Genomic DNA, 26,583 nt, shown 5'->3' with positions numbered 1-26,583 from the left:
TAATAAGATTTGATAAAAAATTCTTTAAAATTTATAAGATACACCCATATAAATAGATGTTACCGTACTATCATCAACCATTGGGCTATCGGCTGCATCGCCTGTTAGTTTATCAATATGGACTCCACCAAAGGTTGCAATATTATCTGTTAACGAATATTGAGCCGCAATTTCAAAGTAAGGCGTAAAAGAGCTATCAGCATTGAAATAACCTAAGCCTGAACGTGCAGATTCTTTGTGCGAAATCCCATAATAATAGTCATTATGTTTATTATTTGCCCAATTTATACCGATAGTTGGTGCAACAATCAAATTATTTTCAATATAAGGCACAGTATAATCAGCATTAACTAAAATACTATTACTATTATCAAGGATATCAGCGCCAATACTACTAGAAAAAATCCCCCAATTGGTATTAAGTGAATATTCAATATCAGCAAGTAGGGTTGAGTGGCGGCTATCAAGCTGTTTTAATTTATGATTATCAGAATCGTGAGGTTTAAATTCATTAGCTAAATAGCGAGCGCCAAAGGATAGACTTTGATTATCATCATTGAGTGCATAAACTCCAGCAGAAAGATCATCAATAAAAAACGAGCCATTGTCATAATCAATGTGTGGTATAGGATAGTAGTTTGAACTATAACTTTTATATGGTGAAGTTGACCAACCTAGACCGATTCCCAATGAGTTAGATTCTGCTGATACAATTTGCGTATATCCTAGAGAACACATTGATAATAGCGAAATTATACAGCTTATTCTTTTCATTTTAATACCTATTCATAGTGATATGGTTTACGAGAGCTATTGTGATTTCTTTATCTCAAGTCTGTCGTCACAAAATCTATACAGTAATTGTACATTGTTACAATCACTTTTCTCCGATAATAATGCCACATTTTGTCATATTTGAATATGGATTAGTGAGATAAATTATGAGTAAACCAACTAAAGAAATGATTAACAGTCGCCCTGACGACGCAGTATTATTAGCTGATGAAGCAAAATATTGCTCATTTGGTGATACCGTGCATTACGTTGAACCACCGAAGATTTTTGATGGCTGTGAAGGTAGCTACATGTATGATAAAGAAGGTAAAGCCTTTCTTGATTTACAAATGTGGTACTCAGCTTGTAACTTTGGTTATGCCAATGAGCGTCTAAATAATGTACTTAAAAAACAAATCGATACTTTACCGCAATGTGCAAGTCAGTATCTTCATCCAACTAAAATTGAATTAGCAAAAACTATTGCTCAAGGTATGGAAAAACGATTTGGTTACCAAGGCCGTGTGCATTTTAATGTTGGTGGTTCACAATGTATTGAAGATTCATTAAAAGTAGTTCGTAATGCTACTGGTGGTAAATCTTTAATGTTTGCTTTCCAAGGTGGCTACCATGGTCGTACTCTTGGTGCATCATCAATCACTTCAAGTTATCGTTATCGTCGTCGTTATGGTCATTTTGGTGATCGTGCTATGTTTGTTCCTTTCCCATATCCATTCCGTCGCCCTAAAGGAATGACTTCAGAAGAATATGGTGAACATTTAGTCGCTGAATTTGCTCGTTTATTCGAAACAGAATATCACGGAGTTTGGGATCCAAAAGTTGGACAAGCTGAATATGCTGCTTTCTATGCCGAACCTTTACAAGCAACAGGTGGTTATATTGTTCCTCCTCGTAACTACTTTAAAGGTCTGAAAAAAGTTTTAGATCAATATGGTATTTTATTAGTCGTTGATGAAATTCAGATGGGCTTTTATCGTACTGGTAAACTATGGTCAATCGAACACTTTGATGTTAAACCTGATGTAGTTGTGTTCGCTAAAGCATTAACTAATGGTTTAAATCCACTTGGAGGGTTATGGGCTCGAGAAGAGCTAATTAATCCTGAAGTATTCCCAGTTGGTTCAACACACTCTACATTTGCTTCAAATCCACTAGGTACTGCGGTTGGCTTAGAAGTATTAAAAATGACTTCAGAAACCGATTACGAAAAAATGGTGATGGAAAGTGGTGCATACTTCCTTGAAGGATTAAAAACACTTGAGAAGAAACATAAAGAAATTGGTGAGGTTGATGGCTTAGGTCTTGCACTACGTGCTGAGATTTGTACCGATGACGGTTTTACAGCTAACAAAGCATTAGTTGATAAAATGGTTGATATTGGTATGTCAGGGGATCTTGATTGGAAAGGTAATAAAATGGGCTTGGTGCTTGATATTGGTGGTTATTATAAAAATGTTATCACTTTTGCTCCTTCATTACATATTACTCGTCAAGAAATCGATCAAGGTATTGAATTACTTGACCAATTAATTACTCGAGCTAAAAAAGAACTTTAAGTCTTAAAGCAAAATAATCCCGCTAATATGTGTTAGCGGGATTCTAGTTATACCCGATCCTTTATAGAAAGTTATGCGATATATCAATCAACTAGAACCAAATGAACTAATCAATAATTTTATTTCTCATCCACCACAGGAATTTACGAGCTGGATGAGTGAAGATGGTGTACCTGCTTTTTCTGCTAAGTTTGATTTGCTCACAACTGCCGATGATGATTTTAAACATAAAGTTCATAAATTACCTTTTTATCGGAAATGGCGACATTGGTTACAACCAAGAACATGTTTTGTCGGAACGACAGTTTCTGAATACAGCTTGTTAACTGATAAAGTGAATGCGCAGCAATTAGCTGATAATGTTAAAACGGCGTATGCAAAGAAATATCCTTTTACTATTGTGAAAGATTTACCTTCTGACTCACCTTTACTTAGTAAGCAGGATAATCAATATTCTAAACAGGTTATTGGGTCATTAAAAGATAACGGTTTTATTGAAGTTGAAGGACAAGCTTTAGCGTGGGTTCCAATCGATTTCGAATCGATAAATGACTTTTTGGCAAAATTATCCTATAGCCGTCGTAAGAATTTAAGAAGAAAACTGAAATCTCGTGAAAAATTAGAGATTAACATTTTACAAACTGGTGATGACTGTTTTTTTGATGACGCCAATCTTAATTTATATTATCAGCTTTATCTTAATGTATATGAACAAAGTGAAATACATTTTGATTTATTAACCAAACCATTTTTTATCCAATTACTGCAAAGTAAAGCAGCAAATGGGCGTATTTTCACTTATCACTATGATGGCCAATTAATTGGTTATAACATCTGTTTTGTGGTGAATAATGTTCTAATTGATAAGTATATTGGTATGGTTTATCCGCAGGCACGGGAATTGAATCTCTATTTTGTTAGCTGGTTTGTTAATCTTGAATATGCGTTACAACAGAAACTAAGTAGTTATGTCGCCGGTTGGACAGATCCCGAAGTTAAAGCTTCGTTAGGTGCTAGTTTTACTTTAACCAAACATCTAGTTTATATTCGAAATCCTCTGTTAAGAGTAATTTTACGTAAATTAATAGGCCATTTTGAAACCGATAAGGAGAAAGTAGCATGACATTGCCGGTTATCCTTAATTTTGATCAAAGCGTAGGTGAAATTAATGACGCTAAAACGATTGATTTCACGCAGTGGCAAGATGTAATTCGTTTTGGTTGTAATGAAAAAAATTTCCAAAAATTTAAAATGCAATTACAACAATCATTACCAGAAAACTATGGCACAGTATTGATGGGGAGCGGTGATTATCATCATATTTCGTTATTACTAATTGAGCAACTTGCTAAGCAATATTCAGCAGATAATCCTATTGAAGTGATTATTTTTGATAATCATCCAGACAATATGCGTTATCTATTTGGTGTTCACTGTGGCTCATGGGTGAGCTATGTAGCAAGTTTACCATTCGTAAGTCATGTCCATGTGTTAGGCATAACCTCTAATGATATTGGCTTATGGCATTTTTGGGAAAATAGATGGTCACCGTTATTTCATAAAAAATTGACTTATTGGAGCTTAGATGTCAATGTTTCTTGGGCGAAAAGAATTGGTTTAAATCATGCTTTTCGTCATTTTGATTCGCCTGATGATTTGATTACCCAGTTTTTATCTGAGCAATATCGTAATACTAAGCCAATATATTTATCGATAGATAAAGACGTATTAAGTGAAGAGGTTATTCATACTAATTGGGATCAAGGAAAACTGCAAACCTATCACTTACTAGATACTATTTCCTCAATTAAACCACGAATTATTGGTAGTGATATCACTGGTGAATTATCAATATGGCAACCGAAAAGCTGGTTTAAACGATTACTTAGTTCATTAGATAAACAACCAGAAATATCATTAGAAAACCTAAATGGTTGGCAACAAGAACAACATCAACTCAATTTAACATTATTAAATGCTTTAAAAGCCTAGTATTGTTACTCTGTTATTCTTCAATGAAATATAGCTAGGCTTGATTTTTGATTTAGATTTGATTAATAACTATTATGAATGTTTTTATTAGTTAGTTTACTTTCCGCCAATGCCAGAAACATAATTCCTGAAACAATCAATATTGTTCCAATTAATTTAAATAATGTTATTGGTTCATTAAATAACCAAACTGATGCGATCATTACCGTGACGACCTCGAAATGAGACGCCGCAAAAGCAGGTCCGACAGGCGCTTTTTTTAATAAAGTCATCCAAGTGAAGAAAGTAAAAATATAACCTGCAATTGATACATAGATCCAATGGCCAGAAAAAACCCTAATAATCCATTCAACACTCATCGCAAGAGGTTGTGCATGCTCAGCCGCCAATTTAAAGCTGCACTGGGCAATAGTGTCAAACATTAGTAATACGGTAAAACCAATCAAATAGAACTTAGCCATATTAAGACATCCCCACAAAAATAACACCAGCAGTTATTAATAACATGCCAATAATGCGATAAAGGGTGAGTAATTCTTTGAAAAGAATTCGACCGACTAACATGATAGTAATAATATTGAATGAAGCGAGTAACACGCCTTGAGAAAGTGGCACTAAGGTTAAAAAGGCTAGCCACAATAAAAATTCGGCAATGTAAGAGGCTATTCCTACCCAAATCCAATGATTTTTAGCCAAATCCAACCAATAGTACCAACCATCTCGATTGGTCGGTGATATTGCCGCATATTTAAAGGCAACTTGTCCTAAAGTATCAAAACAGATATTACTAACCCAAAGAAAAATAACTAAGGATGACATTATGCTTGATTTCCTTCTACAATATGATTAAAGAATGAAGCACATTCTTTAATCACTTCTCGGCGTTGGCTATCAATGGTAATTAAATGGTAACTATCATTTAATACGATTAACTGTTTTGGGCCGGATACGTGTTTTTCAACTAATTTTGCATTTGTTTCAATATTGGCAATGTCATCATTACCTGAATGCATAATTAAACACGGCGAGGTAACTTTAGGTAACTCCTGACGCATATGTTTAGCCAATAACTGCATTTCAGCTAAAGCTGGGAAAGGGTTACCTGCCAATCCAGCAGATGCTGCATCACCACCTAACATACTTTCAGATACAACGGCTCGAATCCGTTCATCCTTAAGGCCATAAGGTGGTTTTTCAATAAAAGATACTTTTTGAAAAATACCAAGTTTTTTGAAATAGACTAATAAAAAGAAGAATTTTTTAGCCCAAAATGGCATGCTCCAGCCATCATAAGAAAAAGTAGGCGCTAAAACACCAACACCTTTCACTTGATTGGGACGATCGGCTGCTAATTTTAACGCTAATAATGCGCCCATAGATAAACCGGCGACAAACAGATTATCAACATGTTGAGCTAAATAATCCGCACCATCTTGAACACTTTTATACCAATCTTGCCAAGTTGTTTTACATAGATCTGCTTCTGTACCACAGTGACCAGCTAGCTGTATTGCATACACAGTAAATCCAGCTTTATGTAAACCATTGGCTAAAATACGCATTTCATTTGGTGTACCAGTTAAACCGTGAATTAATAGCACACCATTTTTATTACCAGGTAAAAAATAAGATAAATCTTCAATTGTACTCATTATTATTCCTTTATTTTACCGCCATGACTGGAATTAGTGTTTGTTGCATCTGTTTTAATGCTTCGGTTACATCAGCAAAGCTCTCAATAGCACTGTGCTTAATATTGTTTTTTTCACAGTAATTAATCAACTTATCTTTGGCGAAAACCAGATCTACATGATGAGAAACGCAAAAATCAGAAGTACCATCACCAACATATAGTATCTGAGGGAAATGTTGCTGTTGTTTAACATGATTGCATTTGCAGTTACCACTTTGTTTAATACAATCCTTATTGGCAAATGGGAACTCTAGGCGCCAACTTCGTTGATTATTATGCATTAACTTATTGGCATAAATAGGTAGATGCTCAATACCATGACGTTTTAAGACAAATTGGATAGCATAATCTAAGCCGTCACTAACTACATGAACTGGAATATGATTTTTTTCGGTGTAATTAATAAATGCTTTAAAATTATCATCAATTTCAATTTTTGCTAATGCTTGATTGAGTTCATCCAGACTAGCATCCATTAATGCAATCTGTTTACTCATACATTCTTGAGAGCCGATTTTGCCGCTAAGCCATAATTCCTCAAGTTCATCACAACCATCTTGACCAAATTGACTAAGTAAAGTATCAGTAACATCTTTAACACTAATTGTGCCATCAAAATCACATAAAATAATAGGGTTTTGGTGGTGAGTATAAGATGGCTGAAAAAGATGATTAGTAATTGATGAAAAAGTATTCATAGTTAACGTAAAAATTGCTTAGTTATAGATATTGGCGCCAATTCTCTCATATAGAGGTCGTAAACTTTGTAGGCTCTTTGTATATCTTTTGTAACGAGGCTGCATTTACCTGTATAATAAGGTATTTTGAAGTACACATTATACGGTAAAGAGAACCGAAAATGAGTGAACGTATATTAATCATCGAAGATGATGAAAGATTAGCCAATTTAATCCAAGTTTATCTAATCCGTCAAGGGTATATGGTTGATTGGCATAATAGTGGTGCCGGTGCCGAAGAAAAAATACAACAGATCAACCCCGATCTAGTTATTTTAGATGTCATGCTACCAGAAAAATCTGGATTTGATATATGTCGAGATATACGTTCGTGGTTTACAAACTATATTTTGATTATGACCGCGAGTGAAGACAATATTGATGAAATTGTTGGTTTAGAGTTAGGTGCAGATGATTATCTAGCTAAACCTATAGAACCGCGGTTATTACTTGCTCGTATTCGTGCATTGTTGCGACGAAAACAGATCGAAATCGATAAAGAAAGCTATAAGGAACTAATAACTTCGTTTAACAATAATAGTCTGGTCTTTGATAATTTGGTTATTGATGGTGAAAATCGAAGAGTGTTATTAGATGGGCAAGATATCGATTTGACTACGGCAGAATTTGATTTACTTTGGTTATTAGCAAATAACGCCGGTAAGATTTTATCGCGAGACGATATATTTTCTCAAGTAAGAGGTATTGATTTTGATGGTAGCGATCGTTCTATTGATGCGCGTATTTCTCGATTACGACGCAAATTACTAGATGATCCTGACAACTCATCACGGATTAAAACCGTGCGTGGAAAAGGCTATTTATTTATGCGTGAAGGGGAAAACCATTGAAACAATTATTAGCTAAACCGCTATTCTTCAATCGCCGCATCGTCTTTTATCTCGTTATTTTGCTTTCATTACAATGTATTATTGCTTATGGTGCATTATTGGTATTTGACTCATTACCTTCATCATTAACTGATATGCCCGATGATCATATTGTTTTTCGTGAATCTCAACGCGGAACTGTCAACTTAATTCGTAAACACATTGATGAAAATAAGCAACGTCCATTGCAAGATGTAGTGAATGAATTGCAGCCTTCATTTGGTTATCCAATAAAAATACTACCAGCAAATACTATCTTATCTTATTCGGTTAAAAAAGAGCTAGAAAAACTTGGTTTTGCTTATGATGGTGATGATGAGGTTGTCTATATTGATTTAAAAGATGGACATCTATTGCAATTAGGTCCGATTTTAATGCGCGATATATTAGAATCGAATACCATGTCGTTAAGTGTATTTCTTATTATTTGGGCTTTGTTTAGTGCCATTATCTTTTTTATTTTAATCTATTTTGCTTTCAGTGCTGTTTGGAAAGATCTGGTTAATATTCGTCAAACCGCAGAGCAATTGGGGCAAGGAAATTTAAAAGCGCGTACTGAAAATGTGAAAGGTTGGTTATTTAAACCGTTAGCTAATGTACTAAATAATATGGGGACTCACATTGAACATTTAGTTAGTACCAATCAAACGATTTCGCATGCAATGGCTCATGAACTTCGCACGCCACTTGCACGGATGCGATTTGAGTTAAGTATGCTTGAAGAGTCTACCGATGAGCATGAAAAAGCATTACTGCAAAAAGGGATGAGCGATGATATTGACGAACTTGAAACGCTAATTAATGCCAGCTTGAATTATTTCAAAATGCAGCAGAGTAACATCGAATTAAATCTTACTAATGTATCGTTAAAAGAATGGGGCGAAAAAGTTTGTCAATCATTAGCACTATTTAAACCAGAAGGGTTTGAGCTAGTTTGTAATAGTCAAGATGTAGAAGCCAAAATTGATACTAATTTGGCTGAAACTATTGTCAAAAATTTACTACTCAATGCGTTTAAATATGCTGCACATAAAGCTGTGTTGAATCTCACGAAACAGGATCATCGAGTGATTTTAGAGATTGATGATGATGGGACTGGTATTCCTTTTGATGCTCGTGAAAAAATTTTTATGCCTTTTGCTCGACTTGATACTAGCCGCACACGTTCAACTGGCGGATATGGGTTAGGGCTTGCTTATGTAAAATTAATGGCTGAATTCCACGACGGTAAAGCCTTTGTGGTGACGAGTCCATTAGGGGGCGCTAGATTTGTGGTTTCGATAAAATCAGGTGATGAATAATCAAGCCAGATTTAATAAAATTTAATCAAAAACTATTAAGAAAGATATAGATTTAAATAACAATATTTTTTAGATAACTTAAAACTCTTGTTTTAACGTTTCGAAAAAACAAAAAATTTGTTATATTCTTTGGTCAAATGATAAAAGAGAAAAATCTCATTTCTAAATTGGTCATGAGTAAACATATATAATTAGAGGTTTTTTTATGAGCGGTGTATTACCGACAGAGAACGAAACTCGTCCAACTAACTTTATTCGTCAAATTATTGATGCAGATCTTGCGGCTGGAAAATATAAAACAACCCATACCCGTTTTCCACCTGAACCTAATGGCTATCTACATATTGGTCATGCAAAATCTATCTGTTTAAATTTCGGAATTGCGCAAGATTATCAGGGTAAATGTAATTTACGCTTTGATGATACCAATCCTGCCAAAGAAGATATCGAATACGTTGAATCTATAAAAGAAGATGTTCGTTGGTTAGGATTCCAGTGGGATGGTGAAATTTGTTACTCATCTGACTATTTTGACCGTTTATATGAATATGCAATAGAACTGATTAATAAAGGTCTTGCTTATGTTGATGAGTTGTCTGCTGATGAAATCCGCGAATATCGTGGAACATTAACACAAGCAGGTAAAAATAGCCCTTATCGTGATCGAAGCATTGAAGAAAACCTAGCATTATTCATCCAAATGAAAGAAGGTAAATTTGCAGAAGGTAAAGCTTGTTTAAGAGCAAAAATCGATATGGCATCACCATTTATTGTTATGCGTGATCCCGTGTTATATCGTATAAAATTTGCTGAGCACCACCAAACAGGCAATAAATGGTGTATTTATCCAATGTATGATTTTACACATTGTATCTCGGATGCTATTGAAAATATAACCCATTCACTTTGTACACTTGAGTTTCAAGATAATCGTCGTTTGTACGATTGGGTTTTAGATAATATTACTATTGAAGCAAGACCGCATCAGTATGAGTTTTCAAGATTAAATCTTGAATATGCGATTACTTCTAAACGAAAATTAACCCAGTTAGTTTCTGAACAAATTGTTGACGGGTGGAATGATCCTCGGATGCATACTGTATCGGGTCTGCGTCGCCGTGGTTATACACCGGCATCAATTCGTGAATTTTGTCGTCGAATCGGGGTAACTAAACAAGAAAATACCGTTGAAATGAGTACACTTGAGTTCTGTATTCGTGAAGATCTCAATGAAAATGCGCCACGAGCAATGGCGGTACTGGATCCTGTTAAAGTTGTCATTGAAAACTTTTCGGAAACACTAGATGAAGTACTTAGCATGCCAAATCACCCTAATCGCCCAGAATTAGGTCATCGAGAAGTGACATTCACGCGTGAAATTTATATAGATCGAGCTGATTTTAGGGAAGAAGCTAATAAAAATTATAAGCGCCTTGTATTAGGTAAAGAAGTTCGCTTGCGTAATGCTTATGTGATACGAGCAGAGCGTGTTGAAAAAGATGCGGACGGTAATATTCAAACTATTTATTGTAGTTATGATCCTGCCACATTAAATAAAAATCCTGAAGATGGACGTAAAGTTAAAGGAGTTATTCACTGGGTGTCAGCTAAATTTGCTAAGCCAGCTGAAATTCGTCTTTATGACCGGCTATTTAATACTCCAAATCCAGGTAGTGCTGAAGACTTTTTATCAACCATTAATCTAAACTCTTTAATTATTAAACAAGGATTTGTTGAACCTAGTTTGCAAAAGGCGAAAGCCGAACAAGCCTATCAATTTGAGCGTGAAGGTTATTTCTGTCTAGATAGTAAATATGCGACTGAAGATAATCTCGTGTTTAATCGTACGGTAGGTTTAAGAGATAGCTGGAACGAAGCTTAATCATAATCAATACGCCAACTGTGGTTGGCGTATTGATTTAATCTACTCTACTTTATATTTTTATTGATATCATCGTCAGAAGGTTAATTTGGCTTACTTTTGTAGTATGAATATAATCCTCATAATAATGATTACTAACTAATTCTAATTGAAAATTTTCTTAATTTAATAATAAACATTAAAGATTTATTTTAAAAAATTGTAGTGTTTTAAATAATCATAAAAAGCCGAATTGAGCGTTAAAAAACCCCTTTCCTCAAAATTCTTTGATTACATTATATTATGATTTTTAAGATAGCCTCTTTGGTCAGTTTATTTTATAATGTTGTTCTATTTTTTTCCTATTTTGGCTTAAAAAGAGTACTCTTAGCATGAAAATTTTAGCTGGTTCTTCTGCTCTATCTGCATTTCGTATTAATAAAATTTTATCCTCTTGTCGTGAACAATCTATCCCTATAACAAATATTGAAGCCCAATACATTCACTTTATTGATTTAAGTGCTGAATTAACTGTTCAACAACAATTAACCTTAGATAAGTTGTTACAATATGGCCCTAAAAGTGCACAAATAGATGTCGAAGATAAAACCAGTAAAATACTCTTTTTAGTTACTCCACGCGAAGGTACTATTTCGCCATGGTCATCTAAAGCTACTGATATTGCACATAATTGTGGATTATCACAAATCCATCGAATAGAACGAGGTATTGCTTATTATGTGCAAGCTAGTTCTCCGTTAACTGATTGTCAAAAAAATGCTTTTCTGGGCTTGATACATGACCGAATGATGGAGACCGTTTTAAGCAGTTTTGAGCAAGCTGAACAATTATTTAGGGCTGATCAACCCAAACCAGTAACAATTATTGATTTGTTAGGACAAGGTCGTCAAGCATTAGAGGAAGCTAATCTAAAATTAGGTTTGGCTTTAGCACCAGATGAAATTGACTATTTAGTTGAGAATTTTCAGAAATTAAACCGTAATCCAACTGACATTGAGCTTTATATGTTTGGTCAAGCAAACTCTGAACATTGTCGTCATAAAATATTTAATGCTGATTGGATTATTGATGGTGTAAAACAACCAAAATCACTGTTTAAAATGATCAAAAATACTTTTGAACATACGCCAGATTATGTGTCATCCGCTTATAAGGATAATGCCGCGGTTATGGATGGTTCGAAAGTTGGACGATTCTTTGCTGATTATGATAGTCGAAGCTATGATTATCATCAGGAATATGCTGATATTTTAATAAAGGTGGAAACCCATAATCACCCAACGGCAATATCTCCTTGGCCGGGGGCGGCAACCGGTAGTGGCGGTGAGATTCGAGATGAAGGAGCGACAGGAAAAGGAGCTAAACCAAAAGCAGGATTAGTTGGTTTTTCTGTTTCGAACTTACGAATTCCAAATTTTGAACAACCTTGGGAACAAGATTTTGGTAAACCCGATCGAATTGTTAGTGCGTTTGACATTATGATGGATGGGCCCTTAGGTGGTGCGGCATTTAATAATGAATTTGGTCGTCCAGCTTTACTTGGTTATTTTCGTACTTATGAAGAGAAAGTAAACAGTTATAATGGTGATGAAGTCAGAGGTTACCACAAACCGATTATGTTAGCTGGTGGTATGGGCAATATTCGTCGTGAACATATTCAAAAAGGTGAATTTCCTATCGGCTCCAAATTAATTGTCTTGGGTGGGCCTGCCATGAATATTGGTCTAGGTGGTGGTGCTGCCTCATCTATGACATCAGGACAATCAGATGCTGATCTTGATTTTGCTTCAGTTCAACGTGATAACCCAGAAATGGAGCGTCGTTGCCAAGAGGTAATCGATCGTTGTTGGCAACTTGGTGATAAAAACCCAATTTTATTTATTCATGATGTTGGTGCTGGTGGTTTGTCCAATGCGATGCCTGAACTAGTTAGTGATGGTGGTTGTGGCGGTCAATTTGAATTGCGCAAAATACTAAGTGATGAACCCGGAATGTCACCGTTAGAAATTTGGTGTAATGAATCACAAGAGCGCTATGTACTGGCTATTCACCCAGAAAGCTTAGAATTGTTTGATGAACTTTGTAAACGAGAACGTACACCTTATGCAGTAATTGGTGAAGCCACAATAAATAAAGCGGTCGTGTTACATGATGAACATTTCAACAATAATCCGATAGATTTACCGTTAGATGTGTTATTGGGCAAAACCCCTAAAATGTTACGAGATGTTAAATCTAGCCAAGCAGAAGGGGATCATTTTTCAACATCCGATATCAATTTATATGATGCGGTGAAACGAGTATTACATTTGCCAGTTGTGGCGGAAAAAACTTTCTTAATTACCATTGGTGATCGTTCGGTAACAGGTATGGTTGCTCGTGATCAGATGGTTGGACCGTGGCAAGTGCCGGTTGCCGATTGCGCGGTGACAACAGCAAGTTTAGACAGTTATTACGGTGAAGCAATGTCGATGGGGGAGCGTGCCCCGGTTGCCCTGCTTAATTTTGCTGCATCAGCTAGATTAGCTGTTGGTGAAGCAATTACCAATATTGCTGCGACAAATATTGGCGACATTAAACGTATTAAGCTTTCAGCTAACTGGATGGCTGCCGCTGGTCATCCAGGTGAAGATGCTGGTCTTTATCAAGCCGTTAAAGCCATTGGTGAAGAGTTATGTCCAGCTTTAGGATTAGCCATTCCGGTTGGTAAAGACTCTATGTCAATGAAAACAACATGGCAACAAGATGGTGAACAAAAAACGGTAACTTCACCGTTATCATTGGTGATTTCCGCATTTGCTCGAGTTGAAGATGTGCGTAAAACAGTTACCCCACAACTTTGTACAGATGAGGATAATCTATTACTATTTATTGATTTATCTAAAGGTCATCAAGCATTAGGAGCAACAGCATTAGCACAAGTTTATCGTCATCTAGGACAAAGAACAGCTGATGTTCATGATGCTAAAGAATTAGCCGCTTTTTATCAGGCTATCCAAAGTTTAGTTGTGCAAAATACCTTACTTGCTTACCACGACCGTTCTGAAGGTGGTTTATTGGTAACCTTAGCAGAAATGGCATTTGCAGGACATTGTGGTATAGATATTGATATTAATTCACTTGGTAGCGATGTCATTGCCTCACTATTTAATGAAGAACTTGGTGCGGTTATTCAAATTTGTAATAGTGATTTAGAAAAAGTTATGACATGCTTTAAGCAGTTTGGATTATCTCAGGCGATTCATACATTAGGAACAGCTAAAACAGGACAGCAATTTATTATTCGTAATAATAGCGCCGTTGTGTATAGCGAATCGCGATTGACATTAAGAAAATGGTGGGCAGAAACCACTTGGCAAATGCAACGCTTACGTGATAATCCACAATGTGCAGATCAAGAACACCAAGCTAAGCAAAATGATGATGATCCAGGCTTGAATGTTCATCTTACTTTTGATATTGCGCAAGATATTGCTGCACCTTACATAGTCAAAGGGGTGAAGCCTAAAGTTGCAGTGTTACGTGAACAAGGTGTCAATTCACATGTTGAAATGGCAGCAGCATTTGCTCGAGCAGGTTTTGAGTCAATTGATGTTCATATGACGGATTTATTATCAGGTCAAGTGACTTTGAATCAATTTAATACGTTAGTTGCGTGTGGTGGTTTTTCTTATGGTGATGTATTGGGGGCAGGCGAAGGCTGGGCTAAGTCGATTTTATTTAATGAACAAGTCCGTCATGAATTTGAGCAATTCTTCCATCGCAATGATACGTTATCGTTAGGTGTTTGTAATGGCTGCCAGATGATGTCGAATTTAAAAGAACTGATACCTGGTGCTGAGTTATGGCCTCGTTTTGTTCGTAATGTATCGGAACGTTTTGAGGCTCGATTTAGTCTAGTTCAAATTCAGTCTAGCCCTTCATTACTTTTTACTGATATGGCTGGATCGCATATGCCGATTGCGGTTTCACATGGTGAAGGTCAAGTTGAAACCTATGATTTAGCGCATTTAACTGATTTAGAAAACTTAGGTTTGGTTGCCGCACGTTATATTAACCACTTTGGTCAAGTGACAGAGCAGTACCCGGCAAATCCAAATGGTTCACCAAATGGTATTACCGCGGTAACCTCAAGTGATGGTCGAGCAACGATTATGATGCCACACCCAGAGCGAGTATTTAGAACGGTAACCAATTCGTGGCATCCTGATAATTGGGGAGAAGATAGTCCGTGGATGCGAATTTTCCGTAATGCTCGTAAGCAACTTGGTTAGTAAAAAAATCGCCGACAATAGTCGGCGATTTATAAACATAATTTTAGCTTTAACCGTTTACTTTTTTCTACTCTTTAACGGCTGTGCTAAATCATTATTCATTCTTCGCAATAATTGCTCAGTCGTTTCAAAGTTAATACAAGCATCAGTAACGGATACACCATATTTGAAATTTTCTTTTGGTTGTTCAGATGATTGATTACCTTCAAATAAATTACTCTCTATCATTACTCCAATAATCGAGTTATTGCCTTGCTTAATTTGCTCAATAATCGAGTCTGCAACGATAGGTTGATTACGGTAATCTTTATTGGAATTAGCATGACTACAATCTATCATTAAGTTAGGGACTAATTTAGCCTTATCCATTTGCTGTTCACATAAAGCGACATTTTCAGCATCATAATTAGGTGCTTTTCCGCCTCTAAGGATCACATGACCATGTGGATTACCTAAAGTTTGTAATACTGTAACTTGTCCTTTTTGGTTAATTCCAACAAATCGATGTGCCATTGAAGCTGATTTCATTGCATTAATTGCTACGTCTAAACTACCATCTGTGCCATTTTTGAAACCAACAGGCATTGATAGTCCAGAAGCCATTTCTCGGTGGGTTTGTGATTCAGTTGTTCTCGCTCCAATAGCTGACCAGCTGATTAAATCACCAATGTATTGCGGAGTGTTTGGATCCAACGCTTCTGTCGCAATTGGTAATCCAATCTTAGTGATATCAAGTAACAACTTACGTGCTTTTTTTAAGCCATGTTCAATATCAAATGAGCTATCCATATGCGGGTCATTAATCATACCTTTCCAACCAACAGTGGTTCTTGGTTTTTCAAAATAAACTCGCATAACAATAAATAAGTTATCTTTCACTTCATCAGAAAGTTTTTTTAATTTATGTGCATATTCAATAGCTGCATCAGGATCATGAATAGAACAGGGACCACAAACTATAAGTAATCGGTGATCTCGACGTTCTAAAATATCAACAATGGTTTGTCGGGATGAAGCAATTTGATTTTCTAATTCAGATGATAATGGATAAAGGTTTTTTATTTCTTCGGGCGTGATTAACATATGCTCATCTCTGATTCGAACATTATTTAGTGTATCTTTTAACATTTGGTTTTCCTTGTTAAAATCATTCATATTTTTATATGTAAAATATTAATTACATAAACAAGCAATATGTAAACACAAAATTACGGAATAGTAAATCAAAAATTAACTTATTGTTAGATTAATTAATGTTTTGTAAGCTAATATTTACAGGTATTAATAATTTAACTTGAGTGGATGTAAATAAATATGTACGGATGCGGTGAGAGAATTGCATGCATCCGTATATTGAATATAGCCGGTTATGTGAAAAAATGAGAATTTAAATAGATGATATTGCTTCTAATATCAATTGTTTATCAACAACATCAATGATTTCAACTGCACCTATTTTAGTTGGCAAGACCAATCTAATTTGTCCTGAAAGAACTTTTTTATCTCGTAGCATATGTGGAATATAAGATTCAATTGTCATTCGTTCCGGTCTTTTAACTGGTAGTTTAGCTTTAATTAATAGATTTTTTATTCGTTCAATATCTTTATCAGTCAATTTACCAAGCAATTTAGCTGTTTGTGCCGCCATTAACATACCAACACTAACTGCTTCACCATGTAACCAATTACCATAGCCGAGTTCCGCTTCAATAGCATGGCCATAAGTATGACCAAGATTCAAAATAGCACGCATGTCTTGTTCTGTTTCATCGGCGGCAACGACTTGTGCTTTTAGTTTACAGCAGTGATAAATACAATAACTTAAGGCATCTACATCTAAATTAACTAGATCATCGATATGCGTTTCTAACCAATTAAAAAACTCAGAATCCATAATGATGCCATATTTAATTACTTCGGCTAAACCTGCTGAAAGCTCTCGTGGTGGTAGAGTTTTAAGACAATTAATATCAATAACGACAGCTTGTGGCTGATAAAATGCACCAATCATGTTTTTACCAAGAGGATGATTGATGGCTGTTTTTCCTCCAACGGATGAATCAACTTGTGATAATAACGTTGTCGGTACTTGTATAAATTTAATTCCTCGTTGATAAGCAGAAGCAGCAAAACCAGCAACATCACCAATAACACCGCCACCTAGCGCTATAAGGATGCTATTTCGAGTATGATTATTGGCAAGTAGAGCGGTTAGAATTTGATTCCATGTTTCCATGGTTTTATATTGTTCGCCATCAGGGACTATAACAAAATCTGTTTTTATCCCATGAGCCTCAAGCATATCTATCAAATGCTGTAAATAAAGCGGGGCAATCGTATCATTCGTGGCAATAAGTACTCGCTGGCCGCTGTGTAGTTTGAAATGTTCGAATTGACTAAGTAAGTTTTCACCAATAGTAATAGGATAACTGCGATTTTCTAATGCTACATTTAGGATCTTTTGCATAATTATTTCCAAACAAGTTTATGCCAATTTAATATTGCATGTTAACGATAAAAAAGTGGCAGCGCAACTTAGAATCATTTAAACTTACTGCCAATTTTTATCTGTAATGTTGAATTTATATGTCCTTATCTTTCGTATTAGCACAAAAAAATTGGTGTGTAGGTGATATTGAAGGTAATACTCTGAAAATCATTGAATTGATGCAAAGCCATTCATCTCATGATCTTATTATTTTCTCTGAACTTGCAATTTGTGGTTATCCTCCAGAAGATTTAATTTATCGTGATGACTTTAAAAATCGTTGCCAACAAGCGTTATTGGCCATCAAACAAGCTAGTAAACAATGTGGAGTAATTGTTGGTCATCCTCATTGGCAAGATGGTTTGATATATAACTCATTGTCACTATTTCTCGATGGACAGCAATTAGCGTGTTATCACAAACAGCAATTACCTAATTATGATGTATTTGATGAAAAACGTTATTTTACTGCTGGTGAGCAAACTTGTGTGGTCGATTTTAAAGGTAAAAAAGTTGGCTTATTAATCTGTGAAGATCTTTGGCAATGTGAACCCATTGATCGAATTGCAGCAAACTGTGCCGATTTAGTTATTTCGATCAATGCTTCACCGTATGCCTATGAAAAACCTCATTATCGTCAAGAACTTATTAAAAAACATGCAATAAGAATCGGATTACCAATTGTTTACTTGAATCAAATTGGTGGCCAAGATGAGCTTGTTTTTGATGGTGGTTCATTTGTCTGTAATGAAAAAGGTGATATCGTCCAGCGATTAAATTCATTTGAAGAGCAAATTTCTGTTTTTCAGCTCAATGATAATCATAAACCAATACCTAGCCTTAATGGCGATCCATTAGCGGCTGTTTATGATGCGTTAGTACTTGCAACGCGTGATTATATTACTAAAAATGGTTTTCAAGGTGCGGTATTAGGGTTATCAGGTGGCATTGATTCAGCGTTAACTTTAGCTATTGCCGTTGATGCATTAGGTAAAGATAAAGTACAGGCTGTTATGATGCCATTTCGTTATACGGCTGATATTAGTATCGCTGATGCAAAGGAAGAGGCGGAAATATTGGGGGTTGAGTTTGATATTATTTCAATTGAACCGATGTTTGATGCCTTCATGAGCTCTTTAAAACCGATGTTTTTAGGCACGGAAAAAGATACTACTGAAGAAAACTTACAAGCACGTTGTCGAGGTGTTATTTTAATGGCTTTGTCAAATAAACGTCGTAGACTCGTATTAACGACAGGTAATAAAAGTGAAATGTCTGTAGGATATGCAACACTTTATGGCGATATGGCAGGTGGATTTGATGTACTTAAAGATGTACCTAAAACTATGGTATTTGCATTGTCTAAATATCGAAATAGTCGCTCTTATGTTATTCCAGAAAGAGTGATTACTCGTCCTCCATCAGCTGAGCTTGCCCCAGATCAAAAAGATGAAGATAGCTTACCTCCTTATGATATTTTAGATGGAATATTAAAGGGGTATGTTGAACAGGATTTTTCGATTGAACAACTAGTTGCACAAGGTTATGATGAAGTAACAATAAGACGTGTTATTAAATTAGTTGATATTAACGAATATAAAAGGCGACAATCAGCAGTAGGTCCGAAAATTACTGCTCGTAACTTTGGCAAAGGCAGACGCTATCCAATTACTTCTGCTTTTGGATTTAAGAATTGGTAATCTCGAATTAAGGGTAAATAGAGATATGAAAAAAATTGAAGCAATTATCAAACCTTTTAAATTAGATGATATTCGAGAAGCACTTGCTGATCAAGGTATTACAGGTATGACCGTGACTGAAGTGAAAGGTTTTGGTCGTCAAAAAGGACATACTGAACTTTATCGTGGTGCAGAATATATGGTCGATTTTTTACCTAAGGTAAAAATTGAACTTGTGGTACCCGATGATATTTTAGAAACCTGTATTGAAACTATTATGAAAACAGCGCAAACAGGTAAAATTGGTGATGGTAAAATATTCGTTTATAACGTTGAGCAGGTGATCCGTATTCGCACTGGCGAAATGGATGAGTCGGCTATTTAATTAGCATCATATCTGCATAAATATCAGGGCGTTCTTGCTTAATTAGATTATTAGTAATAACGCCTTGAATTGAACAAATCAGAAGGTGCATATTATCGCCTTTTTCAAGTAATAATAACTTTTCAGTTGTATTAGGTGCAGGAATTGTTTTTACACCAACAACAGAGCCGGTATTTTTATGCCAAACTTGAATATCGTCATTAATGCTTCGAATTTTTGGATTAGCAATATACAGCAGGTTATCTTCCATATTTTTCCATTCTAAAAAATCTAAGCTATCGCGGATCTGGTGGATATCATTTTCGATAATAAAACCCCAAAAATAATATTTACCCATTTTTTTTAAATCCATAGCACTATCATAGTAACCAATAAGCTTAAGATTTTTATATATGATTGGACTTTGAAAATAGACGAAGTTTTTTGTCGTATCACTACGGTTTTCAACAGGAATATAAGCTTGATTTTGATTAAAAATTTTGACGTTAGTGTGATCTTTTAGCTCATCTTTGTGTTCATATACATGTTTAAAAAAATCAGGATTACAAGATGTTAATGCATCAATCAAAGCTAATTTGTCGGCTGATGCGGTTGATGTAAAAAACATAAACAGTAATATAAAAACGTTTTTAAACATGTTGATTCATCTTGAAAAAAATATCTACCATTAAATTAACTACTATTGATTGTATAATTATTACAACATAATAACAATGTAAAAACAGCTTTTCTTTTTTAAAGAAATATTAAGAGATGCTGCAAATTTGAACGATTAAAAAAGCCATAATTTTTTAGAACAAAAAAATATAATTAATCAAGCATAAATATTATTAATGTTCATTTATGGAAGACAGATCCCATATTTATCAATTTATAATAAATAATTATTTAAATATCAAGGTAATTGCTATAGTTTAACATAAAAATAGCTCACTAAAATTACTTAAACGAGTAAGTTAAAAAGGAACTTATTATGCGTAGAAAATTAGCGGAAAAAATAAAACAAGAGTTTTCTGGCTTTAAAGACGTTTCGATAAGATCGTTTTTTGGCGGATTTAGTCTTAATAGTGAGTCAACTATGTTCGGGTGGGTTGATCAAAAAAATGTTTATTTAAGAGCTCATCCTAATTATCGATCACTTTTTATTGAACTAGGAATGCAGCCTCTTAATTTGGTTTTTGAAGGTTCAAATAAATTACTTGATTATTATAAAGTCGGTGACAACCTACTGACAGACCGTAAGCAGTTACATGATATTGTAAAAATAGTCATTGAGCATGCTAAACAAGATCAAAGCGAAAAATTAGCAAAAACTCAAAATCGTTTAAAAGCGTTACCTAATATGACAATATCATTAGAAAAACTAATGATAAGTGTTGATATTACCGATATTCAGAGTTTTAAAAGGAAGGGTTACTTGGAAACTTATTACCGAATTAAACATAAGAATCCGAAATTATCACTTAATATTTTATTTGGATTATATGGCGCATTATCTGGCCAACATGTAGCATTATTATCTCAAGATTTGAAAAAAGAAATAGAGTTAGCTTATCAGGAGTTTTTGCAAACTAAGCAAAATATCGATTAATTGTCGGTTTATCCTTTAAGTTAAATACCATCATTAAATTTATTGGTTTAATGATGGTATTAAATTAATTCGCTAGCTATTAGCTTATTATGACGGCTTTCTACGAGTTGTTCTTTTGAAAGGTCTTGGCGTAGGTAGATCGGTGAGTAATGCTTGAGGATCATATTGACTAACCGGAATAGCGTGATCAATTGCTTTTTCAATAGCTGGTAGGTTTTGAGAGTAACGTTCACAAGCTAATGAAATTGAATAACCTTCAGCTCCTGCACGGCCGGTTCGACCAATTCGATGTCGATAATCATCACAATCATCAGGTAAATCATAATTAAAAACGTGGGTTACATTTGGAATATGTAAACCTCGTGCAGCAACATCGGTTGCGACTAATATATCAAGATCACCTTGCGTAAATTTATCAAGAATAGATAAACGTTTTTTTTGTGCTATATCACCAGTCAATAAGCCGACACGATGACCATCAGCCACTAAATGGCGCCAAATTTTCTCACAAGCAACTTTAGTATTTGCAAATATAATACAGCGGTCAGGCCATTCTTCTTCAATTAAAGTTTGTAGTAAAGCTAATTTATCCTCATTTGATGGGAAAAATAGTTCTTCTTTAATCCTATGACCAATTTTTTGTTCTGGTTCAACTTCAATATATTGTGGTTCATTCATATATTCAAAAGCAAGTTCACGAACATTATGGGTTAAAGTTGCTGAAAATAACATAGTGAGGCGTTTTTCAGGTGATGTCATATGTTTAAATATCCAACGAATATCACGGATAAAACCTAAATCAAACATACGATCTGCTTCATCAAGAACGGCGACCTGAATTGCTTCTAAGTTAATATAATCTTGTTTTGCATAATCAATTAGTCGACCAGTGGTAGCAATTAATATATCAACACCAGAAGACAACATTTTTAATTGTTTATCATAACCATCACCACCATAAGCTAATCCTAATTTAATACCAGTTTCTTCTGAAAGAGGTAGCGCATCATGATAAATTTGTACTACTAATTCACGCGTTGGCGCAATAATGATAGCTCGTGGTTGATTCGGCTTATGATCGGGTAATGGATCATTATTCAATAAATGATTAAATGTTGAAGCCAAAAACGCAATCGTTTTACCCGTACCAGTTTGTCCTTGTCCTGCAATGTCAATTCCTTTTGAGGTTAATGGTAATGTTTGTTCTTGAATTGGGGTGCAATAAACGAAACCTTTTTTCTCCAATGCTTTTATAACTAATGGATGCAGGGGAAATTGATTGAAAGTTGTTTTTGTAAGATATGATTGAATCATTATTGTTTAAAATATAATTATCAGAATTTGGCAATTGTAACATACTAAATACAACAACTTCACTAATAATTATATCCTATTATAATAATTACTAGCAGTAGATATGAAAATATCCTAATATAATTTCAGATAAATTCCTTAGGAGATAATTAAATGAGTCATAGCATTGTTTCACTTTCTGAAGCTACATTTGATAAAACAATTAATGAATCAACAAAGCCTGTATTAGTTGATTTTTGGGCTGAATGGTGTGGACCTTGTAAAATGGTTGCCCCTATTTTAGAGGAAATCGCGCAAGAATATGGTGATAAAATTATTATTGCCAAATTAAACGTAGAACAAAATCCGAGTATAGCGCCAAAATTTGGTATTCGTGGTATTCCAACATTGTTAATTTTTAAAAATGGTCAATTAGTAGCTACTCAAGTAGGTGCCTTATCAAAAGCACAACTTAAAGCATTTATCGACCCACAACTTTAATTTGTTCAATGAATATTAGTAATAAGCGTTTATAAAGGCGCTTATTATTTTTATTTCTATAAAATATAATCAAAAATATAGACATCCCTATAATTTTAGTGTAAATTGCTTGAAATCTTACAGAAACCCCTTTCAGCAATCCATTGTTTTTCTTGATAAAGTGGTGTAAATTCAATATCCAATCGCGTAATTATCATCAAAAGCTAAGTAATAATTAATTTTACACATTGCTTGAAAGAGAAATTTTTATAAGTAAATGAAAGAAATATACAACAAAAGCAGTAATTGCAAACATATCAATTTTATCCTCAAGAATTTTTAAAACTATGAATTTAACTGAATTAAAAAACACTTCTGTCGCCGAGCTTGTAGCGCTTGGTGAGAAAAAAATGGGGCTTGAAAATCTTGCCCGTCTTAGAAAACAAGATATTATCTTTGCAATCTTAAAACAGCACGCTAAAAGTGGTGAAGATATTTTTGGCGACGGTGTTCTCGAGATTTTGCAAGATGGCTTTGGCTTTTTGCGTTCTGCTGATAGTTCTTATTTAGCAGGGCCTGATGATATATATGTTTCACCAAGTCAAATTAGGCGCTTTAATTTACGAACAGGTGATACTATAGCTGGTAAAATTAGACCGCCAAAAGAAGGTGAGCGTTATTTTGCTTTATTAAAAGTAAATGAAGTTAACCACGATAAACCCGAAGACGCTCGCAATAAGATCCTTTTTGAAAATTTAACTCCTCTACACCCTAACTCTCGCTTACGTATGGAACGAGGCAATGGCTCAACCGAAGATATTACCGCAAGAGTACTTGATTTAGCCTCTCCAATTGGTAAAGGTCAACGTGGTTTGATTGTTGCGCCACCTAAAGCGGGTAAAACCATGTTACTACAAAACATTGCTCAAAGTTTAGCGGTTAATCACCCTGAGTGTGAATTAGTTGTTTTAATGATCGATGAGCGACCAGAAGAAGTGACTGAAATGCAACGCCTAGTTAAAGGTGAAGTTGTTGCTTCTACGTTTGATGAACCAGCGGCAAGACATGTTCAAGTTGCCGAAATGGTAATTGAACGTGCAAAACGTTTGGTCGAGCACAAAAAAGATGTCATTATTTTATTAGACTCAATTACTCGTTTAGCGCGTGCATACAATACTGTTATCCCATCATCAGGCAAAGTATTAACAGGTGGTGTTGATGCTAATGCCTTACATCGCCCTAAGCGCTTTTTTGGTGCGGCTCGTAATGTGGAAGAAGGTGGTAGTTTAACAATTATAGCGACTGCTCTAATTGATACCGGTTCTAAAATGGATGAAGTTATTTACGAAGAGTTTAAAGGTACTGGTAATATGGAAGTACATTTATCGCGTAAAATTGCTGAACGTCGCGTATTTCCTGCTATTGACTTTAACCGTTCAGGTACTCGTAAAGAAGATTTAATGACTTCTCCTGACGAATTACAAAAAATGTGGATTTTACGTAAAATTCTCAATCCAATGGGCGAAATTGACGCAATGGAATTCTTAATCGACAAACTTGCCATGACTAAAACTAATGACGAGTTTTTTGAAATGATGAAACGCTCATAATTTGCTTTGTTTAAAGCAATTTAATTAAAGTTATGAAAAAAAGCCGTATTAAGTATTGATACGGTTTTTTTTATGGCAGAATGTAATCTAATTGCGACTAAATAATTGTGTTAGCGCAGTAATATCAAATCTTGTAAGGTTATAAAGATTAAATCAAGTAAAGTAGAGGAGCCAAATTATGTCTAAACAACAAATCGGTGTCATCGGAATGGCCGTTATGGGGCGAAACCTAGCACTGAATATTGAAAGTCGCGGATTTTCAGTATCAATTTACAATCGCTCTCGAGATAAAACAGAAGAGGTTATAGCTGAACATTCTGATAAACGATTGGTTCCTTATTATAGTATTGAAGATTTTGTTAATTCTTTGGAAAAACCTCGCCGTATCCTAATTATGGTGCAAGCAGGTAAAGGTACTGATGCTGTCATTGATGAACTCAGACCCTTGTTAGATAAAGGTGATATTATTATTGATGGTGGTAATGCTTATTTTGAGGATACAATTCGTCGTAATAAAATGTTATCCGATGAAGGCTTTAATTTTATTGGGACAGGTGTCTCTGGTGGAGAAGAAGGCGCATTAAAAGGGCCATCAATTATGCCTGGCGGTCAAAAAGAAGCTTATGAACTTGTTGCACCAATTTTAGAAAAAATTGCTGCAAAAGCAAATGGGGAACCTTGTGTAGCTTATATAGGTCCTGATGGAGCCGGACATTATGTTAAAATGGCTCACAACGGCATTGAATATGGTGATATGCAATTAATCGCTGAAAGCTATAGTGTCTTAAAACATGTAGGTGGATTAACTAATGATGAACTTTCTGACGTTTTTTCTGATTGGAATAAAGGTGAGTTAGATAGTTATTTAACCGAAATTACGGCAGATATTTTTAAACATAAAGATGAAAATGGCGATTATTTGGTTGATAAGATTCTGGATGCGGCAGGTAATAAAGGTACTGGCAAATGGACAAGCCAAAGCGCATTAGATTTAGGCGAACCATTATCTTTAATTACTGAATCGGTATTTGCACGTTATATTTCAGCGATTAAGGATCAACGTGTTGCTGCGTCAAAAGTACTAAAAGGGCCTAGTAAAGAGGCATTTACAGGAGATAAGCAAGTATTAATTGAAAAAGTTCGTAAAGCGCTTTATATGGGGAAAATTATCTCTTATGCACAAGGGTTTGCGCAATTAAAAGCTGCATCAGAACATTATAATTGGCAACTAAATTATGGTGAAATCGCTAAGATTTTTAGAGCAGGTTGTATTATTCGGGCACAATTTTTACAAAAAATTACTGATGCTTATAATGAAAATAATAATATTGATAACTTACTTTTAGCGCCATATTTTTCTAAAACCGTTGAAGCTTATCAACAATCATTGCGTGATGTAATTTGTTTAGCTGTTTCGCATGGTATCGCTGTTCCTACACTGTCGGCTGCAATCGCATATTATGATAGTTATCGTTCAGCAGTATTACCGGCTAATTTGATTCAAGCTCAACGAGATTATTTTGGTGCGCACACTTATAAACGAATCGATAAAGAAGGTGTATTCCATACTGATTGGTTAAATATTGAATCTTAATTCTGATTAATATCTATACTTGTTCTTATATAAGAGTGCAAAATTAATTTGTACTCTTATAAAATTTATTTACCTTTTATATCCTATTTATTCAAATTTTTTTAATGCTATTCACCGGAAGACTTGTGATTATTGGGTTTTCTTTGTCAAGTAAATTATTTTTTTAAAAAGCTAGAAAAACACAATATATGGTGTATAATTCAAACATATTTACTATATATAGTATTTTCTAAAGCGATGTGAAAATCCGAGTTTATATCAAAAAGCCTCATATTTTAATAAAAAATCAATAGTTTTGAATAAGAACATTAACTATTAAGGTCGATAAAAACTCATGCTAAGC

The 26,583-nt window shown here is 34.8% G+C and carries 22 protein-coding genes; 13 read left to right on the top strand and 9 right to left on the bottom strand.

Features of this window, described 5'->3' with window-relative positions; translation table 11 throughout:
- Positions 1 to 24: 24 nt before the first annotated feature.
- A complete protein-coding gene (locus tag H3U96_RS05540; RefSeq protein WP_081298796.1) occupies positions 25 to 774 on the bottom strand; it encodes a MipA/OmpV family protein in 750 nt (249 codons plus the stop codon).
- Between the two features lie 167 nt (positions 775 to 941).
- Between H3U96_RS05540 and H3U96_RS05535 the strand changes: the two genes are divergently transcribed.
- The 3 genes from H3U96_RS05535 to H3U96_RS05525 all read left to right on the top strand — a co-directional run bounded on the left by H3U96_RS05535 (position 942) and on the right by H3U96_RS05525 (position 4,343).
- Positions 942 to 2,351, top strand: coding sequence for an aspartate aminotransferase family protein (locus H3U96_RS05535; protein WP_086356644.1), 1,410 nt, complete (start codon positions 942 to 944; stop codon positions 2,349 to 2,351).
- A 73-nt stretch (positions 2,352 to 2,424) separates the two neighbouring features.
- Positions 2,425 to 3,474, top strand: coding sequence for a GNAT family N-acetyltransferase (locus H3U96_RS05530; protein ID WP_086360304.1), 1,050 nt, complete (start codon positions 2,425 to 2,427; stop codon positions 3,472 to 3,474).
- Positions 3,471 to 4,343: an arginase family protein gene (locus tag H3U96_RS05525; protein WP_065577832.1), complete on the top strand. Its 873-nt coding sequence runs from the start codon at positions 3,471 to 3,473 to the stop codon at positions 4,341 to 4,343. The genes H3U96_RS05530 and H3U96_RS05525 overlap by 4 nt, the downstream gene beginning before the upstream one ends.
- A 62-nt stretch (positions 4,344 to 4,405) precedes the next feature.
- Here the strand turns inward: H3U96_RS05525 and H3U96_RS05520 are convergent, their stop codons facing one another.
- From H3U96_RS05520 to H3U96_RS05505, 4 genes are read right to left on the bottom strand one after another with little or no spacing between them, the layout of a single operon-like run.
- The gene (locus tag H3U96_RS05520; protein ID WP_065577831.1) at positions 4,406 to 4,804 is read right to left on the bottom strand and encodes a multidrug efflux SMR transporter; all 399 of its coding nucleotides are present in this window, start codon (positions 4,802 to 4,804) and stop codon (positions 4,406 to 4,408) included.
- Position 4,805: 1 nt separating this feature from the next.
- Complete coding sequence (locus H3U96_RS05515; protein WP_034901884.1) at positions 4,806 to 5,162, bottom strand: EamA family transporter; 357 nt, start codon at positions 5,160 to 5,162, stop codon at positions 4,806 to 4,808.
- On the bottom strand, positions 5,162 to 5,995 hold the full coding sequence (locus H3U96_RS05510) for a carboxylesterase (RefSeq protein ID WP_198195872.1): 834 nt from the start codon (positions 5,993 to 5,995) through the stop codon (positions 5,162 to 5,164). Before H3U96_RS05510 ends, H3U96_RS05515 begins: the two co-directional genes overlap by 1 nt.
- 10 nt (positions 5,996 to 6,005) lie before the next feature.
- Entirely contained in the window at positions 6,006 to 6,734 is a 729-nt protein-coding gene (locus H3U96_RS05505; RefSeq protein WP_065577830.1) for an MtnX-like HAD-IB family phosphatase, read from the bottom strand.
- Positions 6,735 to 6,895: 161 nt separating this feature from the next.
- Between H3U96_RS05505 and H3U96_RS05500 the strand changes: the two genes are divergently transcribed.
- The 4 genes from H3U96_RS05500 to purL all read left to right on the top strand — a co-directional run bounded on the left by H3U96_RS05500 (position 6,896) and on the right by purL (position 15,120).
- Entirely contained in the window at positions 6,896 to 7,624 is a 729-nt protein-coding gene (locus H3U96_RS05500; RefSeq protein ID WP_065651306.1) for a response regulator transcription factor, read from the top strand.
- Positions 7,621 to 8,964, top strand: a complete 1,344-nt coding sequence (locus tag H3U96_RS05495; protein ID WP_086360302.1) for an ATP-binding protein — start codon at positions 7,621 to 7,623, stop codon at positions 8,962 to 8,964. The genes H3U96_RS05500 and H3U96_RS05495 overlap by 4 nt, the downstream gene beginning before the upstream one ends.
- 205 nt (positions 8,965 to 9,169) lie before the next feature.
- On the top strand, positions 9,170 to 10,846 hold the full coding sequence (gene glnS, locus H3U96_RS05490; protein ID WP_198195870.1) for a glutamine--tRNA ligase: 1,677 nt from the start codon (positions 9,170 to 9,172) through the stop codon (positions 10,844 to 10,846).
- A 371-nt stretch (positions 10,847 to 11,217) separates the two neighbouring features.
- Positions 11,218 to 15,120 carry a phosphoribosylformylglycinamidine synthase gene (gene purL, locus H3U96_RS05485; RefSeq protein WP_198195868.1) on the top strand — a complete coding sequence of 1,301 codons (3,903 nt, stop codon included), beginning with the start codon at positions 11,218 to 11,220 and terminating at the stop codon, positions 15,118 to 15,120.
- 57 nt (positions 15,121 to 15,177) lie between these two features.
- Here purL and H3U96_RS05480 read toward each other — a convergent pair whose 3' ends face one another.
- Complete coding sequence (locus tag H3U96_RS05480) at positions 15,178 to 16,248, bottom strand: 3-deoxy-7-phosphoheptulonate synthase (protein ID WP_065577826.1); 1,071 nt, start codon at positions 16,246 to 16,248, stop codon at positions 15,178 to 15,180.
- 259 nt (positions 16,249 to 16,507) lie between these two features.
- Positions 16,508 to 17,587, bottom strand: coding sequence for a 3-dehydroquinate synthase (gene aroB, locus H3U96_RS05475; protein ID WP_198195866.1), 1,080 nt, complete (start codon positions 17,585 to 17,587; stop codon positions 16,508 to 16,510).
- A 113-nt stretch (positions 17,588 to 17,700) separates the two neighbouring features.
- On the opposite strand from aroB, the gene H3U96_RS05470 reads away from it, so the two are divergent.
- The gene (locus H3U96_RS05470; protein ID WP_370545633.1) at positions 17,701 to 19,308 is read left to right on the top strand and encodes an NAD+ synthase; all 1,608 of its coding nucleotides are present in this window, start codon (positions 17,701 to 17,703) and stop codon (positions 19,306 to 19,308) included.
- 25 nt (positions 19,309 to 19,333) lie between these two features.
- A complete protein-coding gene (gene glnB / locus H3U96_RS05465; RefSeq protein WP_065577823.1) occupies positions 19,334 to 19,672 on the top strand; it encodes a nitrogen regulatory protein P-II in 339 nt (112 codons plus the stop codon).
- Here the strand turns inward: glnB and H3U96_RS05460 are convergent.
- Positions 19,665 to 20,309 (bottom strand): hypothetical protein, encoded by a 645-nt coding sequence (locus H3U96_RS05460; RefSeq protein WP_034903558.1) that lies wholly within the window; start codon positions 20,307 to 20,309, stop codon positions 19,665 to 19,667. The genes glnB and H3U96_RS05460 overlap by 8 nt on opposite strands.
- Before the next feature lie 336 nt (positions 20,310 to 20,645).
- Between H3U96_RS05460 and H3U96_RS05455 the strand changes: the two genes are divergently transcribed.
- Positions 20,646 to 21,263 carry a TfoX/Sxy family DNA transformation protein gene (locus H3U96_RS05455; RefSeq protein WP_065577822.1) on the top strand — a complete coding sequence of 206 codons (618 nt, stop codon included), beginning with the start codon at positions 20,646 to 20,648 and terminating at the stop codon, positions 21,261 to 21,263.
- A gap of 87 nt (positions 21,264 to 21,350) precedes the next feature.
- On the opposite strand, the gene rhlB is transcribed toward H3U96_RS05455, so the two are convergent.
- A complete protein-coding gene (gene rhlB / locus H3U96_RS05450; protein WP_065651300.1) occupies positions 21,351 to 22,577 on the bottom strand; it encodes an ATP-dependent RNA helicase RhlB in 1,227 nt (408 codons plus the stop codon).
- 153 nt (positions 22,578 to 22,730) lie between these two features.
- Between rhlB and trxA the strand changes: the two genes are divergently transcribed.
- The 3 genes from trxA to gndA all read left to right on the top strand — a co-directional run bounded on the left by trxA (position 22,731) and on the right by gndA (position 26,240).
- Positions 22,731 to 23,057 (top strand): thioredoxin TrxA, encoded by a 327-nt coding sequence (gene trxA / locus H3U96_RS05445; protein WP_086356641.1) that lies wholly within the window; start codon positions 22,731 to 22,733, stop codon positions 23,055 to 23,057.
- Positions 23,058 to 23,383: 326 nt separating this feature from the next.
- Complete coding sequence (gene rho, locus H3U96_RS05440) at positions 23,384 to 24,646, top strand: transcription termination factor Rho (RefSeq protein ID WP_065577819.1); 1,263 nt, start codon at positions 23,384 to 23,386, stop codon at positions 24,644 to 24,646.
- A 178-nt stretch (positions 24,647 to 24,824) separates the two neighbouring features.
- Complete coding sequence (gene gndA, locus H3U96_RS05435; protein WP_198192343.1) at positions 24,825 to 26,240, top strand: NADP-dependent phosphogluconate dehydrogenase; 1,416 nt, start codon at positions 24,825 to 24,827, stop codon at positions 26,238 to 26,240.
- Positions 26,241 to 26,583 lie beyond the last annotated feature (343 nt).

Origin of the sequence: Gilliamella sp. M0364, from assembly GCF_016100565.1 — a bacterium.
In the GTDB taxonomy this organism is placed as follows: Bacteria; Pseudomonadota; Gammaproteobacteria; order Enterobacterales; family Orbaceae; genus Gilliamella; species Gilliamella apis.
Note: the sequence above shows the minus strand (reverse complement) of the source record. Positions and strands in the feature narration are given on the sequence as shown.